At 72.0% G+C, this 19492-nt stretch carries 15 protein-coding genes and 1 pseudogene; 8 read left to right on the plus strand and 8 right to left on the minus strand.

The genetic code is table 11. The annotated features are described in order from the left end of the window. Positions 1-69 precede the first annotated feature (69 nt). A complete protein-coding gene (locus RLT59_RS39430; protein WP_399126967.1) occupies positions 70-768 on the plus strand; it encodes a GntR family transcriptional regulator in 699 nt (232 codons plus the stop codon). Here RLT59_RS39430 and RLT59_RS25620 read toward each other — a convergent pair. Then, positions 650-1816, minus strand: a complete 1167-nt coding sequence (locus RLT59_RS25620) for an acyl-CoA dehydrogenase family protein (protein ID WP_311305569.1) — start codon at positions 1814-1816, stop codon at positions 650-652. The two genes, RLT59_RS39430 and RLT59_RS25620, sit on opposite strands and share 119 nt — an antisense overlap. Positions 1817-1968: 152 nt before the next feature. On the opposite strand from RLT59_RS25620, the gene RLT59_RS25625 reads away from it, so the two are divergent. Further along, positions 1969-3192, plus strand: a complete 1224-nt coding sequence (locus RLT59_RS25625) for an RNA-guided endonuclease InsQ/TnpB family protein (RefSeq protein WP_311305570.1) — start codon at positions 1969-1971, stop codon at positions 3190-3192. Between the two features lie 35 nt (positions 3193-3227). On the opposite strand, the gene RLT59_RS25630 is transcribed toward RLT59_RS25625, so the two are convergent. From RLT59_RS25630 to RLT59_RS25640, 3 genes are read right to left on the minus strand one after another with little or no spacing between them, the layout of a single operon-like run. Beyond that, the gene (locus tag RLT59_RS25630) at positions 3228-4187 is read right to left on the minus strand and encodes a hydroxymethylglutaryl-CoA lyase (RefSeq protein ID WP_311305571.1); all 960 of its coding nucleotides are present in this window, start codon (positions 4185-4187) and stop codon (positions 3228-3230) included. Continuing rightward, positions 4184-6271 carry an ATP-binding protein gene (locus RLT59_RS25635; protein WP_311305572.1) on the minus strand — a complete coding sequence of 696 codons (2088 nt, stop codon included), beginning with the start codon at positions 6269-6271 and terminating at the stop codon, positions 4184-4186. The genes RLT59_RS25630 and RLT59_RS25635 overlap by 4 nt, the downstream gene beginning before the upstream one ends. Before the next feature lie 7 nt (positions 6272-6278). Continuing rightward, positions 6279-7901, minus strand: coding sequence for a carboxyl transferase domain-containing protein (locus RLT59_RS25640; protein ID WP_311305573.1), 1623 nt, complete (start codon positions 7899-7901; stop codon positions 6279-6281). A gap of 96 nt (positions 7902-7997) precedes the next feature. On the opposite strand from RLT59_RS25640, the gene RLT59_RS25645 reads away from it, so the two are divergent. The 5 genes and pseudogenes from RLT59_RS25645 to RLT59_RS25660 all read left to right on the plus strand — a co-directional run bounded on the left by RLT59_RS25645 (position 7998) and on the right by RLT59_RS25660 (position 11729). Further along, positions 7998-8723, plus strand: a complete 726-nt coding sequence (locus tag RLT59_RS25645; protein WP_311305574.1) for an SACE_7040 family transcriptional regulator — start codon at positions 7998-8000, stop codon at positions 8721-8723. Between the two features lie 141 nt (positions 8724-8864). Continuing rightward, positions 8865-9524, plus strand: coding sequence for a glycosyltransferase family 2 protein (locus RLT59_RS39435; RefSeq protein ID WP_399126080.1), 660 nt, complete (start codon positions 8865-8867; stop codon positions 9522-9524). A 50-nt stretch (positions 9525-9574) separates the two neighbouring features. Then, positions 9575-10300, plus strand: a complete 726-nt coding sequence (locus RLT59_RS39440; RefSeq protein ID WP_399126082.1) for a GtrA family protein — start codon at positions 9575-9577, stop codon at positions 10298-10300. 314 nt (positions 10301-10614) lie between these two features. Continuing rightward, positions 10615-11529 (plus strand): annotated as a pseudogene (locus RLT59_RS25655) (DUF6056 family protein); the annotation flags it as partial. A gap of 14 nt (positions 11530-11543) precedes the next feature. Beyond that, positions 11544-11729, plus strand: coding sequence for a hypothetical protein (locus tag RLT59_RS25660; protein ID WP_311305575.1), 186 nt, complete (start codon positions 11544-11546; stop codon positions 11727-11729). Here RLT59_RS25660 and RLT59_RS25665 read toward each other — a convergent pair. Both RLT59_RS25665 and RLT59_RS25670 read right to left on the minus strand, forming a co-directional pair. Continuing rightward, positions 11689-14643 carry an acyltransferase family protein gene (locus RLT59_RS25665; protein ID WP_311305576.1) on the minus strand — a complete coding sequence of 985 codons (2955 nt, stop codon included), beginning with the start codon at positions 14641-14643 and terminating at the stop codon, positions 11689-11691. The genes RLT59_RS25660 and RLT59_RS25665 overlap by 41 nt on opposite strands. 13 nt (positions 14644-14656) lie before the next feature. After that, a complete protein-coding gene (locus RLT59_RS25670; protein ID WP_311305577.1) occupies positions 14657-16330 on the minus strand; it encodes a glycosyltransferase family 2 protein in 1674 nt (557 codons plus the stop codon). A gap of 352 nt (positions 16331-16682) precedes the next feature. Between RLT59_RS25670 and RLT59_RS25675 the strand changes: the two genes are divergently transcribed. Next, positions 16683-17462 (plus strand): phosphatase, encoded by a 780-nt coding sequence (locus RLT59_RS25675; RefSeq protein ID WP_311305578.1) that lies wholly within the window; start codon positions 16683-16685, stop codon positions 17460-17462. Positions 17463-17479: 17 nt separating this feature from the next. Here the strand turns inward: RLT59_RS25675 and RLT59_RS25680 are convergent, their stop codons facing one another. Both RLT59_RS25680 and RLT59_RS25685 read right to left on the minus strand, forming a co-directional pair. Continuing rightward, on the minus strand, positions 17480-18520 hold the full coding sequence (locus tag RLT59_RS25680; RefSeq protein ID WP_311305579.1) for a cation diffusion facilitator family transporter: 1041 nt from the start codon (positions 18518-18520) through the stop codon (positions 17480-17482). 81 nt (positions 18521-18601) lie between these two features. Then, positions 18602-19489, minus strand: coding sequence for an acyl-CoA thioesterase (locus tag RLT59_RS25685; protein ID WP_311305580.1), 888 nt, complete (start codon positions 19487-19489; stop codon positions 18602-18604). Between the last annotated feature and the right edge of the window lie 3 nt (positions 19490-19492).

Here is a 19492-nt window from a genome sequence, read left to right on the forward strand (position 1 = left end):
AGGGACTCCGGCAAGCCCCGGTACCTGCGGATTGCCGACGATCTGGCACAGCAGATCAGGGCTGGGGCGATGGCGCCGGGGGACAAGGTGCCCAGCGAATCGGTGCTGATGGCCCGCTATGCGGTTTCGCAGGGAACAGCGCGCAAGGCGGTAGCCGAACTGCGGCCGATGGGTCTGATCGATACGCATCACGGCAAGGGTTCGTTCGTGAAGAGTCGGCCGCCGGTGCTTCGTAAGTCCTCGGACCGGTTCCGGCGTTCGCACCGCAGGGCGGGTAAAGCCGCATACCTTGCCGAATCCGAACAGGCGGGCAGAGCCCCTGCGGTAGCGGTCCTCTTCATCGGCCCGGTGGAAGCACCCGGTGATATTTCGGATCGGCTGGGCCTGGCCCCGGGGAGTCAGGTCCTTGCGCGCCGTCGTCTGTATCTCAGCGACAGGACGCCCACGGAGGTGGCGGTCTCCTATCTGCCGTGGGACCTCGCGAAGGACATTCCGGAACTGTTCGCTGGCCGCCGTGCGAGTGCGGGCACTCGCTGTGCCCCGACTACGTGCTTCCGGAGGGCGAGGAGTGAAGGTCCGGCCGGGGCTTCCGGGCTCCGGGCGGGGCGAGCCCGGGGCTGCCCCGGCCGGAGCCCGGAAGCCCCCCGTCTCAGCCCGGCAACCCCAGCTCCCGTGCGATCAGCATGCGCTGGACCTCGCTGGTGCCCTCGCCGATCTCCAGGATCTTGGAGTCGCGCCACATCCGGGCCACCGGGTACTCGTTCATGAAGCCGTAGCCGCCGTGGATCTGGGTCGCCTCGCGGGCGTTGTCCACCGCGACGGTCGAGGAGTACAGCTTGGCGATCGCCGCCTCCTTCTTGAACGGCTCGTCCGCCAGCAGCCGGGAGGCCGCGTCGCGCCAGCCGATGCGGGCCATGTGTGCCCGCATCTCCATGTCCGCGATCTTGAACTGGATCGCCTGGTTGGCGCCGATCGGCTTTCCGAAGGCGTGCCGCTCTGCGGCGTACTTCACCGACTCGTCCACACAGCCCTGCGCGAGGCCCGTGGACAGGGCCGCGATGGCGATCCGGCCCTCGTCCAGGATCCGCAGGAACTGCGCGTAGCCGCGGCCCTCCTCGCCCAGGAGGTTCGCCGCCGGGACGCGGACGTCGGTGAAGGACAGCTCGCGGGTGTCCGAGGCGTTCCAGCCGACCTTGGAGTAGGGGGCGGCGACCGTGAAGCCGGGGGTGCCGGACGGGACGATGATCGCGGAGATGCGGGGGCGGCCGTCCTCCTTGCGGCCCGTCACCGCCGTCACCGTGACCAGCTCGGTGATGTCCGTGCCCGAGTTCGTGATGAAGCACTTGGAGCCGTTGATCACCCACTCGTCTCTGGACTCGTCCAGCACCGCCGTCGTCCGGGTGCCGCCCGCGTCGGAGCCCCCGTCCGGCTCGGTCAGGCCGAACGCGCCGAGCGCCTCGCCCGCGCAGAGCCTCGGCAGCCACTGCCGCTTCTGCTCCTCCGTACCGAAGCGGAACACCGGCATCGCACCGAGTGAGACCCCGGCCTCCAGGGTGATCGCCACCGAGGAGTCGACCCGGGCCAGCTCCTCCAGGGCGATCCCGAGCGCGAGGTAGTCGCCGCCCATCCCGCCGTACTCCTCCGGGAACGGCAGCCCGAACAGGCCCATCCGCCCCATCTCCCGCACGATCTCGTACGGGAACTCATGGCGCTCGTAGAAGTCACCGATCTTCGGAGCGACCACGTCGTGCGCGAACTCCTCGACGGTGCGGCGCAGTTCCTCGTGCTCGGCGGTCAGCCGGTGGTCCAGGGACATGGATTTCACCTTGATTCTCGCAGGATCCCCGCACTTCAGGGCGGGGAGGAATGGGTCCTCGGTGCGGAGCAGCGAAGTGGCGGAGTTCGCTGCACATTGGTCTTGAACTGCACTTTCTTTCGTTGTCAGTGAGGGCTGTTAGGTTGCGAACCATGGCGACGAAAGCAGCGGCAGGGCAGGGGGCCGGACGTGCCCGGCGCACCTACCGGTTGCGTGTGTCGTCGACCGCACGGGCGGGTCTTGATGCGGAGTGGGCGCGGTGTAGGTGGGTGTGGAACGAGTGCGTGGCCATGTCCCGCAAGGTTCACGCCGCAAACCGTGACGCGGCTGACAAGACGACGTGCGGTCCTGGGCAGCTCGATAAGCTGCTGACCGAGGCCCGGCGGTCGATGGCATGGCTGCGGGAGGGGGCGAGCGTTCCGCAGCAGCAAACCATCCGAGACTTCGCCACGTCCCGCGCCAAGGCGGTCAAGGACATCAGGGCGAGGGCGCCGGTGCGGCGGCGGGCCGGGATGCCCCGGATGAAGCGCAAGCGGGATGCGCTGCTCACGCTGAACTACACCCAGCGCGGATTCCGTCTCAAGGACGGCCGCCTGCACCTCGCGGGCGGCGTCGTCCTGACGGTCGTCTGGTCCCGCGAGTTGCCGTCCCTGCCTTCCTCGGTGCGTGTGTACCGGGACAGTCCGGGGCACTGGTACGCGTCGTTCGTCGTTGCCACCGAGACCCAGCCGTTTCCTGCAACAGGGCGTGCGCTCGGCGTGGACTGGGGCGTCAAGGAGACCGCCACCACTACATCCGACGCCCACGACCTCCCTCACCCTGAACACGGGAAGAACGCGGCGCGGAAGCTGGGGCGCTATCAGCGGATGATGGCCCGTCGCCGCCCCGTGCACGGACAGGCCGCATCCAAGGGATACCGCAACGCCCGTCGGCAGGCCGTGAAGCTGCACAAGAAGGTTGCCCGGCAGCGGCAGGACACCGCCCGCAAGTGGGCCAAGTCCGTGGTCCGCGATCACGACGCCGTCGCTGTAGAGGACTTCCGCCCGAAGTTCCTGGCGAAGACCACCATGGCCCGCAAGGCCGCCGACGCCGCGATCGGCGCCACCAAGACAGCTCTCATCGAAATGGGCCGTAAGCACGCCCGGGACATCCGACTCGTGCATCCGGCGCACACCACCATGGACTGCGCGTCGTGCGGTGCAAGAACCAAGCACGCACTTCCCCTTTCGGAACGTACCTACACCTGCACCGCGTGCGGAGTCGTATCCCCCAGGGACAAGAACTCCGCATGCGTGATGCTGGTCCGGGCTGGTCTCAACCCGGCTGGTGCTGATCGTGTAAGAGCCGGCGGACCGCTGGTCCCCGGGCCGACGTGAGCCAGGAATCCCCGCCCTTCGGGGCGGGGAGGATGTCAATGCTCCTTGTGGGACAGGGCGCGGACGGTGCGGGACGGGCTGGGTCGGCCCAGTTGTTCGGCGAGCCACACGCTGGTGGCGGTGAGCGCGTCGAGGTCGACCCCGGTTTCGATGCCGAGGCCGTCGAGCATCCACACGAGATCCTCGGTGGCGAGGTTTCCGGTCGCGCTCTTCGCGTACGGGCAGCCGCCGAGGCCGCCCGCGGAGGCGTCCACGGTGGTGACGCCGTGCCGGAGGGCGGCCAGGGTGTTGGACAGGGCCTGCCCGTAGGTGTCGTGGAAGTGCACCCCGATCGTGTCCGTGGGCACCCCCGCCACGTTCAGCGCGGACAGCAGCGCCCGTACGTGGCCCGGCGTCGCGACGCCGATGGTGTCCCCGAGCGACAGCTCGTCGCAGCCGAGGTCCAGCAGCGCCCTGGCCACCCGGACGACCTGGGGGACCGGTACGGCTCCCTCCCACGGGTCACCGAAGCACATCGACAGGTAGCCGCGCACATGCACCCGGTCCGCCTTGGCGCGGGCCACGACGGGCTCGAACATGGCGAGCGACTCGTCGACGGTGCGGTTGAGGTTGCGGGCCGCGAACGTCTCCGTCGCGGAGCCGAAGACGGCGATCCGGCGGGCGCCGAGCGCGAGTGCACGGTCCAGCCCCCGTTCGTTCGGCACCAGGACGGGAAGTGCCACGTCGCCCACGTCCGCGATGTCGCCGAGGAGGGGGAAGAGATTCTCGGCGTCGGCCAGTTGGGGTACCCACTTGGGGTGGACGAAGCTCGTCGCCTCGATCGTGGAGAGCCCGGCGACCGCGAGCCGGCGGATGAACTCCGCCTTCACCTCGGTCGGCACGACGCCCTTCTCGTTCTGGAGTCCGTCGCGGGCGCCGACCTCGTGGATCCTGATCCGGGCGGGCAGGCCCGGATCGGGGACGGTCATCGGCAGGGCGCGGGTGGTCGTCGTCATGCTTCCTCCCCGGTGGCGGCCACGGGGGTGACCACGGCCAGTACCTGGTCCATGGCGACCGTGGTTCCGGCCGTGACGTCGAGTTCGGTGACGGTGCCGGCGTGCGGGGCCGAGATGACGTGCTCCATCTTCATCGCCTCCACCACCAGCAGGCTCTGCCCGGCCGCGACCTCGTCCCCGACGGCCACCTTCACCACCGTGACGGTGCCGGGCATCGGTGCGGCCAGGGTGTCGGCCCCGGAGCGGGCGGCGCCGGTCAGCGACGCCTCCACCGGGTCGTGGTCCCGGACGTGCCAGGTGTCGCCGTCCCGGCCGAGCCAGTGGCCCTCGGTGGAGGCGGCGTACGCGAACGAGTGGGTCACGCCCGCGAGTTCGAGCGTGATCCGGCCTCCGGTCACCGTCAGCGTCCTGGCCGTCTCCGCGCTGCCGGGCAGCGGGCCCAGCGGGCCGCAGCTGCCCGAGTCGGGGGCCGGCGGTCGCGCGCCCTCACCGATGTGGCCGAAGGTCAGTTCGGTGGCCCCGCCGCGCGGGCGCAGGCCCACCTGCACGGGTTCGTGGCCGGGGATGTGGAAGTGGTGCGGCGTCCGCGCCGGGGTGCCGCCCAGGCGCCAGCCGTCCCCGGCCGAGAACGGGTCGGCCCAGGTGCGCGGGCCGGGGGCGGGTGCGGGGGAGTGCTGCCGCAGCAGCGCGGCGGCCGCGTACACCTCCTCCGGCACCCCGTCCGGCACCAGCGTGTCCACCTCGCGCTCCACCAGGCCGGTGTCGAGGTCGCCCGCCACCACCGCCGGGTGGCCGAGGAGGCGGCGCAGGAAGCCCGCGTTGGTCGGGACACCCAGCACCACCGTGTCCGCGAGCGCCGCCCGCAGCCGGCGCAGGGCGGTGGCCCGGTCGGGGCCGTACGCGATCACCTTCGACAGCATCGGGTCGTACAGGCTGCCGACCTCGCCGCCCTCGACGAGCCCCGAGTCCGTCCGCACCCCGCCGCCCCGCGGCTCGTCCAGCGCCAGCACCGTGCCGCCCGAGGGCAGGAAGCCGCGGGCCGGGTCCTCTGCGCAGACCCGGGCCTCGACCGCGTGCCCGGTGAGGGTGACGTCCTGCTGTGCGTACGGGAGCCGCTCGCCCGAGGCGACACGCAGCTGCCACTCCACCAGGTCGAGGCCGGTGATCAGCTCGGTCACCGGGTGCTCCACCTGGAGGCGGGTGTTCATCTCCATGAAGCAGTACGCGGCCGGGTCGCCGCCCGGCACGATGAACTCCACCGTGCCCGCGCCGACATAGCCGCAGGAGCGGGCGGCCCGCACGGCCGCCTCGCCCATCGCCGCCCGGGTGGCCTCGTCGAGCAGGACGGAGGGCGCCTCCTCGATGATCTTCTGGTGGCGGCGCTGGAGCGAGCACTCGCGCTCCCCGAGGTGCACGACGTTGCCGTGCCCGTCCGCCAGGACCTGGATCTCGATGTGGCGCGGCCGGTCGATCCACCGCTCCACGAGCAGGGTGTCGTCCCCGAAGGAGGCGCGGGCCTCGCGCCGGGCCGCCGCGATCTCCTCGGTGAGCAGCGTCGCGTCGTGGACCAGCCGCATGCCCTTGCCGCCGCCGCCCGCCGAGGGCTTCAGCAGCACCGGCATGCCGATCTCGCGTGCCGCGTCGGCCAGTTGGCCGTCGGTCAGGGCGCTTCCGGTGGAGCCGGGGACGACCGGGACGCCGGCCGCCGTGACCGTCTCCTTGGCCCGGATCTTGTCGCCCATCAGAGCGATGGCGGCGGCGGGCGGCCCGATGAAGACCAGGCCCGCGTCTGCGCACGCCTGGGCGAAGCCCGCGTTCTCCGCGAGGAAGCCGTAGCCGGGGTGGACGGCCTGCGCGCCGGAGCGGCGGGCGGCCTCCAGCAGCCGGTCCACGCTCAGGTAGCTCTCGGACGCCGGGGCGGGGCCGATCCGTACCGCCGTATCCGCCTCCCGCACGTGCCGGGCGTCCGCGTCGGCGTCGCTGAAGACGGCGACCGAGCGCACCCCGAGCTCGCGCAGCGTCCGGATGACCCGGACCGCGATCTCGCCGCGGTTGGCGACGAGGACAGTGTCGAACATGGTCATCTCTTCCTCACATCCGGAAGACGCCGAAACCGGGCTGCGTCTGATCCTTCTGGCCCAGCGGGGCGTTGGCGCAGGCGGTCAGGGCGAGCCCCAGCACCTGCCGGGTCTCCATCGGGTCGATCACACCGTCGTCCCAGAGCCGGGCGGTGGCGTAGTACGCGTTGCCCTGGGTCTCGTACTGCTCGCGGATCGGGGCCTTGAAGGACTCCTCGTCCTCGGCGCTCCAGTCGTCGCCCAGCTGGTCGCGCTTGACCGTGGCGAGGACGGACGCGGCCTGCTCGCCGCCCATGACCGAGATCTTGGCGTTGGGCCACATCCAAAGGAACCGGGGGCTGTAGGCCCGGCCGCACATCGAGTAGTTGCCCGCGCCGTAGGAGCCGCCGACCACCACGGTCAGCTTCGGGACCCGGGTGCAGGCGACGGCGGTGACCATCTTCGCGCCGTGCTTGGCGATGCCGCCGGCCTCGTAGTCGCGGCCGACCATGAAGCCGGAGATGTTCTGGAGGAAGACGAGGGGGATGCCGCGCTGGTCGCACAGCTCGATGAAGTGCGCGCCCTTCTGGGCGGACTCGGAGAACAGGATGCCGTTGTTGGCGACGATCCCGACCGGGTGGCCGTGGATGTGCGCGAAGCCGGTGATCAGCGTCGTCCCGTACTCGGCCTTGAACTCCGCGAACCGCGAGCCGTCGACGACCCGGGCGATCACCTCCCGTACGTCGTACGGGGTGCGGGAGTCGACCGGGACGGCCCCGTACAGACCGGCGGGGTCCACCTTCGGCTCGTCGGCCGGCTGGACGGACCAGGGCAGCGCGCCCCGGTCCGGCAGGGTGGCCACGATGTTCCGGACGATCCGCAGCGCGTGCGCGTCGTCCTCCGCGAGGTGGTCGGTGACCCCGGACGTACGGGAGTGGACCTCGCCGCCGCCCAGCTCCTCCGCCGTCACGACCTCGCCGGTCGCCGCCTTCACCAGCGGGGGCCCGCCCAGGAAGATCGTGCCCTGGTTCCGGACGATCACGGCCTCGTCGCTCATCGCGGGGACGTACGCGCCGCCGGCCGTGCAGGAGCCGAGCACCGCGGCGATCTGCGGAATCCCGGCCCCTGACATCCGGGCCTGGTTGTAGAAGATCCGCCCGAAGTGGTCCCGGTCCGGGAACACCTCGTCCTGCATCGGCAGGAAGGCGCCGCCCGAATCCACCAGGTAGAGGCAGGGCAGCCGGTTCTCCAGCGCCACCTCCTGGGCCCGCAGGTGCTTCTTCACGGTCATCGGGTAGTACGTGCCGCCCTTGACGGTCGCGTCATTGGCGACGATCACGCACTCCCGGCCGCTGACCCGGCCGATTCCGGCGATCACCCCGGCGGCGGGCGCCGCGCCCCCGTACAGCCCCTCGGCCGCCAGCGGGGCCAGCTCAAGGAAGGGTGAGCCCGGATCGAGCAGGGTGTCCACCCGCTCCCGGGGCAGCAGCTTGCCGCGCGCCACATGCCGGGCGCGGGCCTTCTCACCCCCGCCGAGCCTGGCCGTGGCGAGCCGCTTGCGCAGCTCGTCGGTGAGCGCGTGATGCGCCGCCTCGTTGGCCTGCCAGGCCTCGGAGGCGGGATCGGCCGCGCTCGCCAGCACCGGTGCCTGCTGCATCCTGTCGAGCCCCCTTGCCCGTACCGCTGTGTTAGTGAGCGTTAACGTCAGCCACAGGTTAACGACCGCTAACGCGCCTGTCTAGAATGATTGGTCATGAGCACCCATGCCGCCGCCCGCGTCGCGGCTCCCACCCGCCGTGAGCAGATCCTCAAGGAGGCCGCGCGCCTCTTTGCCGAGCGCGGCTTCCACGGTGTCGGCGTCGACGAGATAGGCGCCGCCGTCGGTATCAGCGGCCCCGGCCTCTACCGCCACTTCCCCGGCAAGGACGCGATGCTCGCCGAACTGCTGGTCGGCATCAGTGAGCGGCTGCTGGCCGGCGGGGAGCTGCGCGTCTCCGAGGACGCCGCCTCCCACGACGGTTCGCACGAGGCGCTGCTGGACGCGCTCATCGCGGGCCACATCGACTTCGCCCTCGACGACCGCCCCCTGATCACCCTCCACGACCGGGAGCTGGACCGGCTGCGGGACGCCGACCGCAAGCGGGTGCGCCGGCTCCAGCGGCAGTACGTCGAGGTGTGGGTCGGCGTCGTCCGCGGCCTCTACCCGGACCTCCCCGAGCACGAGGCGCGCGCCGCCGTGCACGCCGTCTTCGGCCTGCTGAACTCCACCCCGCACCTGGGTCCTGTGCGGAGTTCCAGCGCGGGAGAAGGAGCGGTGCCAGACGCCGCGACGCCGCGGGGGGACTCCGCGCAGGACCTGAGCCGCCCCGGCGCGCTGCCCGACCGTACGGACACCGCGGCGCTGCTGCACCGGCTGGCCCGGGGCGCCTTCGACGCGGCGGGCGGGGCGCTGCCGTCGCGCGGCGATATCCCGGAATAGGCCGCCGGAAAGCGTGACCCGGGCCCGCCGGTCGCGAATCCGTGCCGACTTTTCCCCACGACTCCCATTCGTCTGAGTTGTTTCTGCCGGGTGCGGACATAGGCTTCGGAGCGGTCGGGTCCGCGCCTGATGGGGAATTGAATGAAAAACTGCCAGGTATCGATCGTCGTCCCCTGTTATAACGAGGAAGAGGCCGTCACGGCGTTTCACCGCGCACTGGTCACCGTCCTCGAACCGACCGGGAAGAGTTTCGAGGTCTGCTATGTCGACGACGGCAGCGAGGATCTCACCCGTGCCGAACTGATCCGCCTGGCAGCCGTCGACGAACGGGTCCGGTACACCGCCTTCAGCCGTAATTTCGGCAAGGAGGCCGCCATGCTCGCCGGACTCCGCATGTCCTGCGGGGACTCGGTGGTGCTCATGGACGCCGACCTCCAGCACCCGCCCGAACTCCTGCCCCGCATGATGGAGTTGAGCCGGCACGGATACGACCAGGTGATCGCCAGGCGCGACCGCGAGGGCGAGGGGCTCCTGCGCTCGTACGCGAGCCGTTGCTACTACCGCGCCACGGGGCACTTCATGGACGTCTCTGTGGTCGACGGCGAGGGTGATTTCCGGCTGCTGTCCCGCCGTGCGGTCGACAGCGTCCTCGCGCTCCCCGAGTCCAACCGGTTCTCCAAGGGGATCTTCTCCTGGATCGGCTTCGACACCACCAGCTTCACCTACCACAACGCCCAGCGGGTGGCCGGCGCTCGAAGTGGGGCAGGAGGCGGCTGCTCAACTACGGCATCGACGGACTGATCTCGTTCAACAACCGCCCCCTGCGCCTCGCCGTCTACGCCGGGCTCCCCATGGCCCTGGCCGCGACGGGCTACGCCCTGTGGATCATCGTGGAGGTGGCCCGGCACGGGGTGGGGGTCCCCGGATGCGCCTCCCTGCTCACCGCCGTCGTGGCGCTCGGCGGGATCCAGCTGGCCACGCTCGGCATCGTCGGTGAGTACGTCGGCCGGATCTACTGCGAGACGAAGAACCGCCCGCACTACCTGATCCGGGAGACCAGCGAACAGCCCGCCCCCGCCGCCCCCGCCGCACCGGAGCGGCCGTTACGGGTGAGAGGCGGCGGCGCGAGCGCCTTCGGCAGCGGACGTTCACGGACCGTGCGCCAGTTCATCACCTTCGCCATGATCGGCGTCGTCGATACCGCGGTCCATCTGAGCGTCTACGCGACACTCAACCACTGGATTCCCTATCTGACCGCCCATGTCATCGGCTATTGCGTCAGCATTGTCGGTTCCTTCCTGCTCAACTCCTACATCACCTGCCGGACGAGTCCGACGTGGCGGGCCTTCGTCCGCTTTCCGCTGTCGAGCCTCGTCAATCTCGTCCTTTCCGGGGCGCTGCTCCATGTCGGAGTGAGCCATCTGGGCATGGGAAAGAACATCGCCGCGCTGACCGCCGGAATTCTCGCCACCCCGTTCTCCTTCCTGATCGCGCGGTGGGCCATCACCTCCGGCGCGGCCGTCTCCCGGCAGCCGGAACCGATGCCCGGCGGCCGCACCGGCCGCCCCGGCGACTGACCCCGCACACAGCGCGCGCTCCACGGCCCCGTACACAGCGGCACCGCACGAAGGGAACCGGCACATCCATGACCGCGGAACCACCGGGAACGGCGGACACCCCACCCGCGACACCGAAGCCCCGGCTGCCGCTCTGGGCGGCCGTGCTCACCGTGTTCCCGCTGGCCCTGCTCGCCGCGTCCTTCTGGATCGGCCGGCTGGTGCGGCCGGCCGGCGACGACTGGTGCTTCCTGCCCGTCCTGCGCGACGACGGCGTCTCCGGCATGATCGGGAAGTTCTACCTGGACGACAACGGGCGCGTCGCCAACGCCCTGATGGTCGCGCTCTACGGGGCCGGCGGCGTGCCGGGCCACCAGTGGTACGCCACCCTCAGCGGACTGCTGATCCTCGCAGTGCTGTGGGCTCTGATCCCGGCCGCACTGCACAGCGCCGGGCGGACCGCGCCGCGCGGAGTGCCGCTGCTGCGGGCCCGGTCGCGCCGGGGGCGGATCCTCGCGCCGGGCGTCGCCGCCGTGGCCGGGCTGTTCATCGGGACCCTCTCGGAGGGGACGTCGATCGTCGCGGGCGTCCTGCTCTGCACCGCGCTGCTGCTCAGCCTCCGGTCGCGGCCGGGACCCGGCCGCGACCGCACCCGGCTCTGGTGCGGCGTCGCGCTGGCCGCCCTGGTGGCGGGGCTGGCCATCATCTACACCTCGCCGGGCTCCCGGCACCGCCGGGAACGGTTCGGCACCGGCGCCACGTCCGTCGTCGACACCGGATCGCTGACCGACGCGCTACGGACCTACGGCGACATCCTGGGGACCGTCCTCACCACCTGGACCTACCTCGGCGCGCTCGCCGTCGGCGTCCTGCTGGGCCTGCTGCTGCGCCGGAGCGGCCCGGACGCCGACGGGCCCCTGCGCGGGCGGCCGCTGCTCCCGGCCCTGGCGGCGGTGGCGGCGTTCCTGGTGTCCGGGTACCTCTGCACGCTCGTCACCCTCCCGGCCTTCGAGCACAACATGATGTCGTACGGCACCCGCACCTGGAACGACTACCTCTTCCTGCTCGTGCTGCTCCTCGCCGGACTCGGTGCCCTGGCCGGCGCCGCCCTGCGCACCCGCGCGCGGGGCAGCGCCGCCGTTCCCCTCGTCACGGGAGCGGCGGCACTGCTCTGCGCGGCGGTCTGCGTGGGGCTGTTCGTGCCGCTGACGGACCTGGCCCACGACATGGATGTACGGGCCCGGCACTGGGACCGGCAGGACCGGTGGCTGCGCCAGGAGGCGGCGGGGGCGCGGAGGTCCTGCCGTACGCATCCGCCTCCGTGGGGCAGATGCGCGACCCGTTCGGGAACCACGGGCGCAGCGCCTGGCCGGCCGTCTGCACGGCGCGGTACTACCACCTGGAGCGGATCACCTACTCGACCCGGCCGGTCCCCGCGCCGACACGCTGACCTCCGCCACCCGCATCGGGTGATCGGGCTCCGTCGCGGGGCCCGGCGCGGCGCCGTCGGCGGCCGGCAGCGCCCCGCCCATCGCCACGTTCAGGATCAGGAACTGGCCCCGCGTCACCGCCCGCTCCCAGGTGGCCGCGTCCATGGCGGACGCCTTGACCCGGTGGTAGACCCGGCCGTCCAGATACCAGCGGACCTCCCGCGCGCCGGGCGCGGTGTCGACCTCCACGGCGTACGAGTGGAACGCGCCTCGGCAGCCGGAGCACTTCTGGCGGGGCGAGCTGAGCCCCCTCGGCTCCTCGCACGGACCGCCGTCCAGGGTGCCGCAGTGCATGGTGCCGAAGACGGCGTCCCGGCCGTTGACGGACTCCATCACGTCGAGCTCGCCGATGCCGGGCCAGCCCGTGTACCCGTCGCGCAGCCCGGCGCCCAGGGTCCAGAAGGCCGGCCAGTAGCCGCCCGCCGCCGGGCCCGTGACGTCCGGCAGGGCGATCGACGCCTCGATCCGCAGGACGCCCCCGGGCGGCGGGGCGAAATCGGAGCGCCGGGACTCGATACGGCCCGAGTACCAGCGGCCCTCGCGCCGGGTGGGCACGATCTCCAGCGCCCCCTTTCCGTCGAGGCGGACGTTGTCCGTGGAGTCCGTCATCGTCTCGGTCTCCCCGGTGCCCCACCGCGGGGCCGGGCAGCCCGGATAGCAGGTGCCCCGGTCGTACCTCCAGCGGGACGTGGCCGGGCGGCTGCCCGCGGGGCCGTCGAACTCCTCGTGCAGCAGCCGGGTCCAGCCGCCCGCCGCCGGTGCGCCGGCCCCCATGAGCAGCCGTTCGAGGCGGGGGGCCAGCACCACGGCCGCGGCATCGGTCAGATGGGCGTCGTCCCGGTAGAGCAGGATCCGGTCCAGGACCGCCGGGCAGACGGGCCGCGCGGCCGGGCACAGCACCGAGTTCACCTCCACGGTCCGCACCCCGGGCAGCGCGCCGGCCGCCGCCCCGCGCGCCAGCGGGTCGGGCCACCGCGCCTTCCGGGCGTCGAAGGCGCAGGCCGCCGGGTCCGTGAGGTGCCCCGAGACGCACGCCGGGACATCGGTACCCGGCACCGGGGTGTCCTCGATGTAGACCACCGGAACCCCGAGCGCGCGCAGCGGCTTCAGGGTCTTCTCCCAGCCCCTGAGCAGCAGCCGCTGGTCATCGGTGTACCGGTTCAGCGAGCCGATGACTATCAGCTCGGGCTTCGGCCCCTCGCGGAGCCGGGCCAGGCTGTCGGCCCGCCAGCTGTCGCACTCGTGGTACGTACGCCCCAACTGCGGGTTGACCACCGAGATTTCGGGCAGCGGGCAGCCCTGCTTCACCAGCTCCTGGAGTGCCCAGCCGCGCTTGGCCGCGAGACTGAGCAGCGGCGAGAACCACTGCCCGGCGTGCGAGTCACCGAGCAGGACGACCCGGTGCGCGCTGTCCGCCGCCCCGAACAGGCAGGGCGGGCTGCTCGTCACGGGTGGCGCCACCTCGCACGCCCCGTCCGGCGGGAAGCTCTGGCGGGCCTGCACGGGGCTCGGCACCACGGGCCCGCCGGTGAGCGGTGTGCCGGTCCGGGCCAGCAGCGTGGGGCCGGCGGCCGCTCCCGGCGGCAGCCCCTTCACGTCGACCGGCGCGGCCGGGCCCAGCAGACGCAGCGTGGTGGTGCCCACGACCAGCGCCAGGACCACCGGCATGACCACGGCGGCGAGCCCCAGCGACAGCCCCCGCCGGGGCAGTTCGAAGAGCGTGCGGCTGTGCCTCAGCGGCCGCTCCACCCAGCGCGCGGTCGCCGCGGCCGGCAGCACGCAGGCCAGCGTCAGAGCCGTCCTCGCGGGCCAGCCGAGGTGACCGAAGCGGGCCTCGGCCAGGACGAGCACCGGCCAGTGCCAGAGGTACAGGGTGTACGAGAGCCGGCCGACCGCCCCGGGGGCCCGCATCGTCAGCAGCCGCCCGACCCCGGCCTCCTTCTCCGGTCGCCGCCCCGGGGTGCCGGACAGGATGACGGCGGCCGTGGCCAGGGTCGGGACGAGCGCCGCGTATCCGGGGTACGGCGTCGAGGCGTCGTAGCGCAGTACGCACCACACGAGCGCCGCCGCCCCCGCCCACCCGCACAGCAGCCGCAGCGCGCGCGGCCCGCGCAGCAGGTGCCACGGCAGCAGCGCCAGCAGCGCGCCCGTACCGAACTGCCAGACGCGCGAGGGCGTTCCGAGGTACGCCAGGGAGACGGAGTCACCCGTCCAGCCCAGCGAGAGGACGAAGCTGCCGAGCGTCAGCAGGGCGGTGAGGGCGAGCGCCGCCGGCCGCAGCGCACGTCCCCGGCGGGCCGCACGCGCGGCGAGGACCGCGAGCAGGGCCAGCAGCGGGGCCCAGCACAGATAGAACTGCTCCTCCACCGCGAGCGACCAGAAGTGCAGCAGCGGGCTCTCGTCCTGCCCGGCGGCGAGATAGTCGGTCCGCTGCTGGACGAACCGCCAGTTGGCCACGGACAGGGCCGCCGCCACCACGTCGTTCTCCAGGTCCGTGCGGCGCAGCGGGACGGCCAGCCACGCCCCGGCCACCGCGACGGCGACCAGCACCACGGCGGCCGAGGGCAGCAGCCGGCGGGCCCGGCGCGCGAAGAACTCGCCCAGCCGGATCCGGCCGGTGGTGACGGCCTCCCGCACCAGCAGCCCGGTGATCAGGTAGCCGGATATGACGAAGAAGACGTCCACGCCGACGAAGCCGCCGGCCAGGGCGGGCACGGACGCGTGGAAGGCGAGGACCGACAGGACGGCGAAGGCGCGCAGCCCCTCGATATCGGGACGGAACGCGGGCCGGCCGGGGCCCGTGCCGCCGGGCGGCGGAGCGGGGGCGGCGCCGCTGCTCAGGGCCCGGGGGGCGGAAGGGGCGAGGGTGGGCATCGTTCGAGGCCTTTCAGCTCAGCCAGGGCAGCATCGGATCGACCCAGCCGGACGCGAGCAGGGCGGTGAGCAGGAGCGTGACCGTCACGGCCAGCGTTTCGGGCCAGCGTCTGGGCAGTACGGAGCGGCCGCGCCGCCGGGCCGGTGCGATCTCTCTGGCGGTGGCAGCGGGGCGTAGCTCCCGCACCAGGTCCCTGATCAGGGGCACGTTGATCTGGAGCTGCACCAGCAGATAGAGGCCGAGCCCCCAGTTGGGCTCCCAGCCGTTGCGGGCGACGGCCAGGGCGAGGCCGCCCGCCGCCGCCCCGGTGGAGCAGCAGAGCCAGCCGAGCGAGACGAGGACCACCCGTCGCGCCATCGTGCCCGGTTTCCCGCCGCCTGCCCCGGTGGGCACCCACGCCGCGCTGTGGCCGCGCAGGGTGTGCAGGAACGCGGCCCCGGCGGCGACGCTCATGAGGACGTTGGCCCGGATCACCTCGATCCGCCAGCGGGTCCGGCTGATCCGGGGCAGCAGCACGTGCCACAGCCACAGCGGCGCGAGCAGCGGCAGCACGTGCCAGGGCCGGATGTCGTCCGGGTACCAGAACATCATCACCAGCGGCGGCAGCGGGGCCGCGAAGGTGTTCACCACCGTCGTCAGATAGCCGACGACGCCCTCGTGGAAGCAGAGCCGCATCCGCCACGGGGCTCCGATCCGCTTCAGGACCGGGGTCCCGGTCAGATGCAGGTTGCCCATCGCCCAGCGGTACTGCTGGTTGAGGTAGGAGGCCAGGTTGTCCGGCGAGGTGCCCTTGGCCACCAGCACCGGCACGTACAGGGTCCGGAACCCCTGCTCGTACAGGGCGAGTCCGGTGTACAGGTCCTCGCTGTGGTCGAGCTGGGCGAAGCCGCCGGCCAGATCGATGGCGCTGCGCCGGTAGACCGCGTTGCTGCCGCAGCAGATGGCCGCGTCGCTCGCGTCCCGGGACGGCTGGATCCAGCGGAAGAACCACTCCTGGGCCGATCCGGCGGCGCGCTGGATCCACTCCATCGTTCCGTCGGTGTCGAAGCACTGCGGACTCTGCACGATGCCGACACCCGGGTCGGCCAGGTAGGGCACGAGGTGGCGCAGGAAGTCCGGCCGGGGCGCGAAGTCGGCGTCCAGGATGGCGATGTACTCCGCGCCGCTCAGGGTGAGCGCGTGGTTGAGGTTGCCCGCCTTCTTCAGCTTCCCCCGGTCGGGCCGTACGACGTAGCGGTAGCCGAACCGGGCCGCCAGCGCGGCCACCTCGGGGCTGTCCGCGTCGTCCAGCACCCAGACGGTCAGCGCGCCGGGCCAGTCCAGGTCCGTGACGGCCCGGTAGGCGTTCTCCAGGACCGGGAGCGGTTCCCCGCAGGTCGGCAGGTAGAGGTCGACGCCCGGCAGCTCGGCCGGGGCCCAGGCGTGCACGAGCACTTCGTGCGAGCGCCTGGTGAGCCGGCGCTGGCGCAGGCTGTTGACGGAGGAGAGCGCCAGGGCGACGACGTTCAGGGAGAGCACCGCGAGAAAGGCCCACAGGGCGGGGGTGCGCAGGGCGAAGGTGAGCATGGTCGCCGCCGTGAGCACGAAGGCGAGCGAGGAGCTGATGAGTACCCAGCGGCGCTGCGGCCCGAAGTACCAGTAGAGCTCTTCGTCGGACGGAGGTTGAGGTAAGTGATGCACGGTCATAAAGCCCCCACAGCTGTGCATGTCCCGGTATCGGGGGACCCACCCTAGCGCCAAAGGTATAGACCACTTGCTCATGATCGAAGAGTGAGACGTCGGTCCGGCGCGGAGGGGGGCCGTGAAACTTCCGGGAGTGGTCTGGACCTATTTCATGATCCCGCCCGGATGGAGCGGAAAGCTCCAGGTCACGCATGGGTTAACAGTCACCCGACATCCCGGGAGGGCCGTGCGGAGGCTGCGGAACGGCGCTCCCGGCGGGCTGTTAGCCCCCTGCGGGCGGCGCGATACCCCCTGTCGGCGGCGTGATGCTTCATGCGAACGGCACACTGCGCACACCTGACGGCACAATGGGTTCATGCCGATACCCAGCCGCGCCGCCCTCGTCGAACAACTCGTCCGTACGCGTATAGCCGGAGACGTCGCCACCCCCCGCGACAACAACCTCTCCCACTACCGCAAGCTAGCCAACGGCGACCGCCACTACTGGCTGGGCCTGGAGCTGGGCGACCGGTGGCGCGACGAGCAGGACGTGCTGGCTGTGATGGCCGAGCGGTGCGGGGTCAGTGACGACCCGGAGCACCGGTTCGGGCAGGACACCATCGACCCCGAGCTCACCGTCGCCGCCCTGGACCGGGCGGCGGCCAGGCTGCGCAAGGCGGCCGACGGCTCGGAGCGGGTGCTGTTCGCCACCGGTCACCCGGGCGGGCTCCTGGACGTCCACCGGCAGACGGCGGCCGCCCTGCGGGCCGCGGGCTGCGAGATCGTCCGGATCCCCTCCGGGCTGATGGCGGACGAGGGCATGGTCTTCCAGTTCGCCGACGTCGCCGTCCAGGAGCGCGGCGCGACGCTCTGGCACACCCACTCCCCGGCCCCGATGGCGGCGATCCTGGACGGACTGGAGCGTGAGGGGCGCCCCATGCCCGACCTGGTCGTCGCCGACCACGGCTGGGCCGGATGCGCGGCGCAGCGCGGGCTCGATGCCATCGGCTACGCGGACTGCAACGACCCGGCGCTGTTCCTGGGGGAGGCCGAGGGCACCCTCCAGGTGGCCGTCCCGCTGGACGACCACGTGCTGGACCCGCGGTTCTACGACCCGATGACGGAGTACCTGCTGGACGCGGCCGGACTGCTCTGACGGTCCGACGGCGGAGCTCAGTCCTCCTCCAGGCGGTCGGTGAACAGCCCCCCGCCGTCCCCGTTGCCTTCCCCGTCGCCGGGCCCGACCACCGGATTCCCCCCGGCGGTACGGGCCCGGCGGCGCTGTGCCGCCCCCGGTGTCGGGTCCAGATAGACGCGCCGGATCGACGGATACCGCTCCCGCAACTGCTGCTCCGCCTCCTCACAGGCCCACTCCACCTGCTCGGCACTGGCCACGTCCCGGAAGTCGACCTTCGCGGCGACCAGGATCTCGGTCGGCCCCTGGATGAGGGTGGTCAGCTCCAGCACCTCGATGATGTGCGGCACCGAGAGCAGTTCCTCCCGCATCCCGGTCCGCATCGACTGCGGGACCGGACGACCGATCAGCAGCTGGGCGTTCGAACGGCCGAGCACCCAGGCCACGTACACGAGCAGTACACCGATCAGTACCGACGCGACCCCGTCCCACACACCCGAGCCGGACAGCTGACCGCCGAGCAGTCCGCCCGCGGCCAGCAGCAGTCCGGCCAGGGCCGCCGAGTCCTCCATCACCACGGCCTTGACCGCGGTGTCGGGCGTGCGGCGGAAGTAGCGGGCCGGGGCGGCTCCCAGCCGGGCCGCCTCGCCGCGCACCTGGCGCAGCCCGGTACGCAACGAGAAGCCCTCCAGCAGGAAGGCGATGGCGAGCACGATGTACGAGACGAGCGGATCGCCGAGGTCCTCGCCCGCGACCAGGGTGTGCACACCGTCGTAGATCGAGAAGACCGCGCCGCCGACGAAGGTGGCGACGGAGGCGAGCATCGCCCAGATGTACCGTTCGGGGCCGTACCCCAAGGGGTGTTCCTCGTCGGCGGGCTTCTCGCTGCGCTTGAGCGCGGTGAGCAGCAGCACCTCGGTGACGGTGTCGGCGACCGAGTGCGCCGCCTCGGAGAGCATCGCGCTCGATCCGCTGATCAGCCCCGCGACGGCCTTCGCCACGGCGATGCCGAGGTTGGCCAACGCGGCGACGATGACCGTGAACGTGGACTCCCCACCCGCTGATTTCTCGTCACTCATGGTGGGGAGTATGTCCGCAGCCGGGCCGGGCATGTCCGACGCACGGCCGTGCGGCCGGTTCAGGACCTCCCGGGGGACCGTTCAGTCCTTCCGGGGGACCCGGATGACGCCCTCCTGGATGACGGTGATCGCGAGGCGGCCGTCCTGTGTGTAGATACGGGCCTGGCCCAGCCCGCGCCCGCCGGACGCGGACGGCGACTCCTGGTCGTACAGCAGCCATTCGTCGGCCCGGAACGGCCGGTGGAACCACATCGCGTGGTCCAGGCTCGCGCCCACCACGTCACCGACCGCCCAGCCGCCGCGCCCGTGGGCCAGGAGCACCGAGTCGAGCAGCGTCATGTCGGAGACGTACGTGGCCATGCAGACGTGCAGCAGCGGATCGTCCGCCAGCTTGCCGTTGGTGCGGAACCACACCTGCGAGCGGGGCTCGCGCGACTCCCCGACGGTGCCGAACGGCGGGGCGTCCACGTACCGCAGGTCGACCGCGGCCCGCGCCTCGATCAGCCGGTCCACGACACCGGGGCCGCTGAACCGGTCCGCGTAGCGCGGCAGCATCTCGGCGGCCGTGGGCAGCGTCTCCGGGTCCGGCGCGACCGGCATGGCCGCCTGGTGCTCCAGGCCCGCCTCGTACGTCTGGAAGGACGCGGAGAGGTGGAAGATCGGCTGCCCGTGCTGGACGGCGACGACCCGCCGGGTGGTGAAGGAGCGCCCGTCCCGGATGCGGTCGACGCTGTAGACGATCGGCGCGCCGGGGTCGCCCGCCCGCAGGAAGTACGAGTGCAGCGAGTGGGCGCTCCGGTCGGCGGGGACGGTGCGGCCCGCGGCGACCAGCGCCTGGGCCGCGACCTGTCCGCCGAAGACCCGGGGCACGAGCGCCGAACGGCTCGTGCCCCGGAAGATGTCCCGCTCGATCTGTTCCAGGTCGAGCAGCTGGAGCAGATCGTGCAGGGGGTCGTGTGCGGTGCTCATGGA

It is taken from the genome of Streptomyces sp. ITFR-6 (genome assembly GCF_031844725.1).
Lineage (GTDB): Bacteria > Actinomycetota > Actinomycetes > Streptomycetales > Streptomycetaceae > Streptomyces.

Excerpts from the sequence above, each read along its gene's own strand:
- RLT59_RS39430 (WP_399126967.1), top strand. The coding sequence starts at position 70 with ATGGCGCCGGGGGACAAGGTGCCCAGCGAATCGGTGCTGATGGCCCGC.
- RLT59_RS25620 (WP_311305569.1), bottom strand. The coding sequence starts at position 1,816 with ATGTCCCTGGACCACCGGCTGACCGCCGAGCACGAGGAACTGCGCCGC.
- RLT59_RS25625 (WP_311305570.1), top strand. The coding sequence starts at position 1,969 with ATGGCGACGAAAGCAGCGGCAGGGCAGGGGGCCGGACGTGCCCGGCGC.
- RLT59_RS25630 (WP_311305571.1), bottom strand. The coding sequence starts at position 4,187 with ATGACGACGACCACCCGCGCCCTGCCGATGACCGTCCCCGATCCGGGC.
- RLT59_RS25635 (WP_311305572.1), bottom strand. The coding sequence starts at position 6,271 with ATGACCATGTTCGACACTGTCCTCGTCGCCAACCGCGGCGAGATCGCG.
- RLT59_RS25640 (WP_311305573.1), bottom strand. The coding sequence starts at position 7,901 with ATGCAGCAGGCACCGGTGCTGGCGAGCGCGGCCGATCCCGCCTCCGAG.
- RLT59_RS25645 (WP_311305574.1), top strand. The coding sequence starts at position 7,998 with ATGAGCACCCATGCCGCCGCCCGCGTCGCGGCTCCCACCCGCCGTGAG.
- RLT59_RS39435 (WP_399126080.1), top strand. The coding sequence starts at position 8,865 with ATGAAAAACTGCCAGGTATCGATCGTCGTCCCCTGTTATAACGAGGAA.
- RLT59_RS39440 (WP_399126082.1), top strand. The coding sequence starts at position 9,575 with ATGGCCCTGGCCGCGACGGGCTACGCCCTGTGGATCATCGTGGAGGTG.
- RLT59_RS25665 (WP_311305576.1), bottom strand. The coding sequence starts at position 14,643 with ATGCCCACCCTCGCCCCTTCCGCCCCCCGGGCCCTGAGCAGCGGCGCC.
- RLT59_RS25670 (WP_311305577.1), bottom strand. The coding sequence starts at position 16,330 with ATGACCGTGCATCACTTACCTCAACCTCCGTCCGACGAAGAGCTCTAC.
- RLT59_RS25675 (WP_311305578.1), top strand. The coding sequence starts at position 16,683 with ATGCCGATACCCAGCCGCGCCGCCCTCGTCGAACAACTCGTCCGTACG.
- RLT59_RS25680 (WP_311305579.1), bottom strand. The coding sequence starts at position 18,520 with ATGAGTGACGAGAAATCAGCGGGTGGGGAGTCCACGTTCACGGTCATC.
- RLT59_RS25685 (WP_311305580.1), bottom strand. The coding sequence starts at position 19,489 with ATGAGCACCGCACACGACCCCCTGCACGATCTGCTCCAGCTGCTCGAC.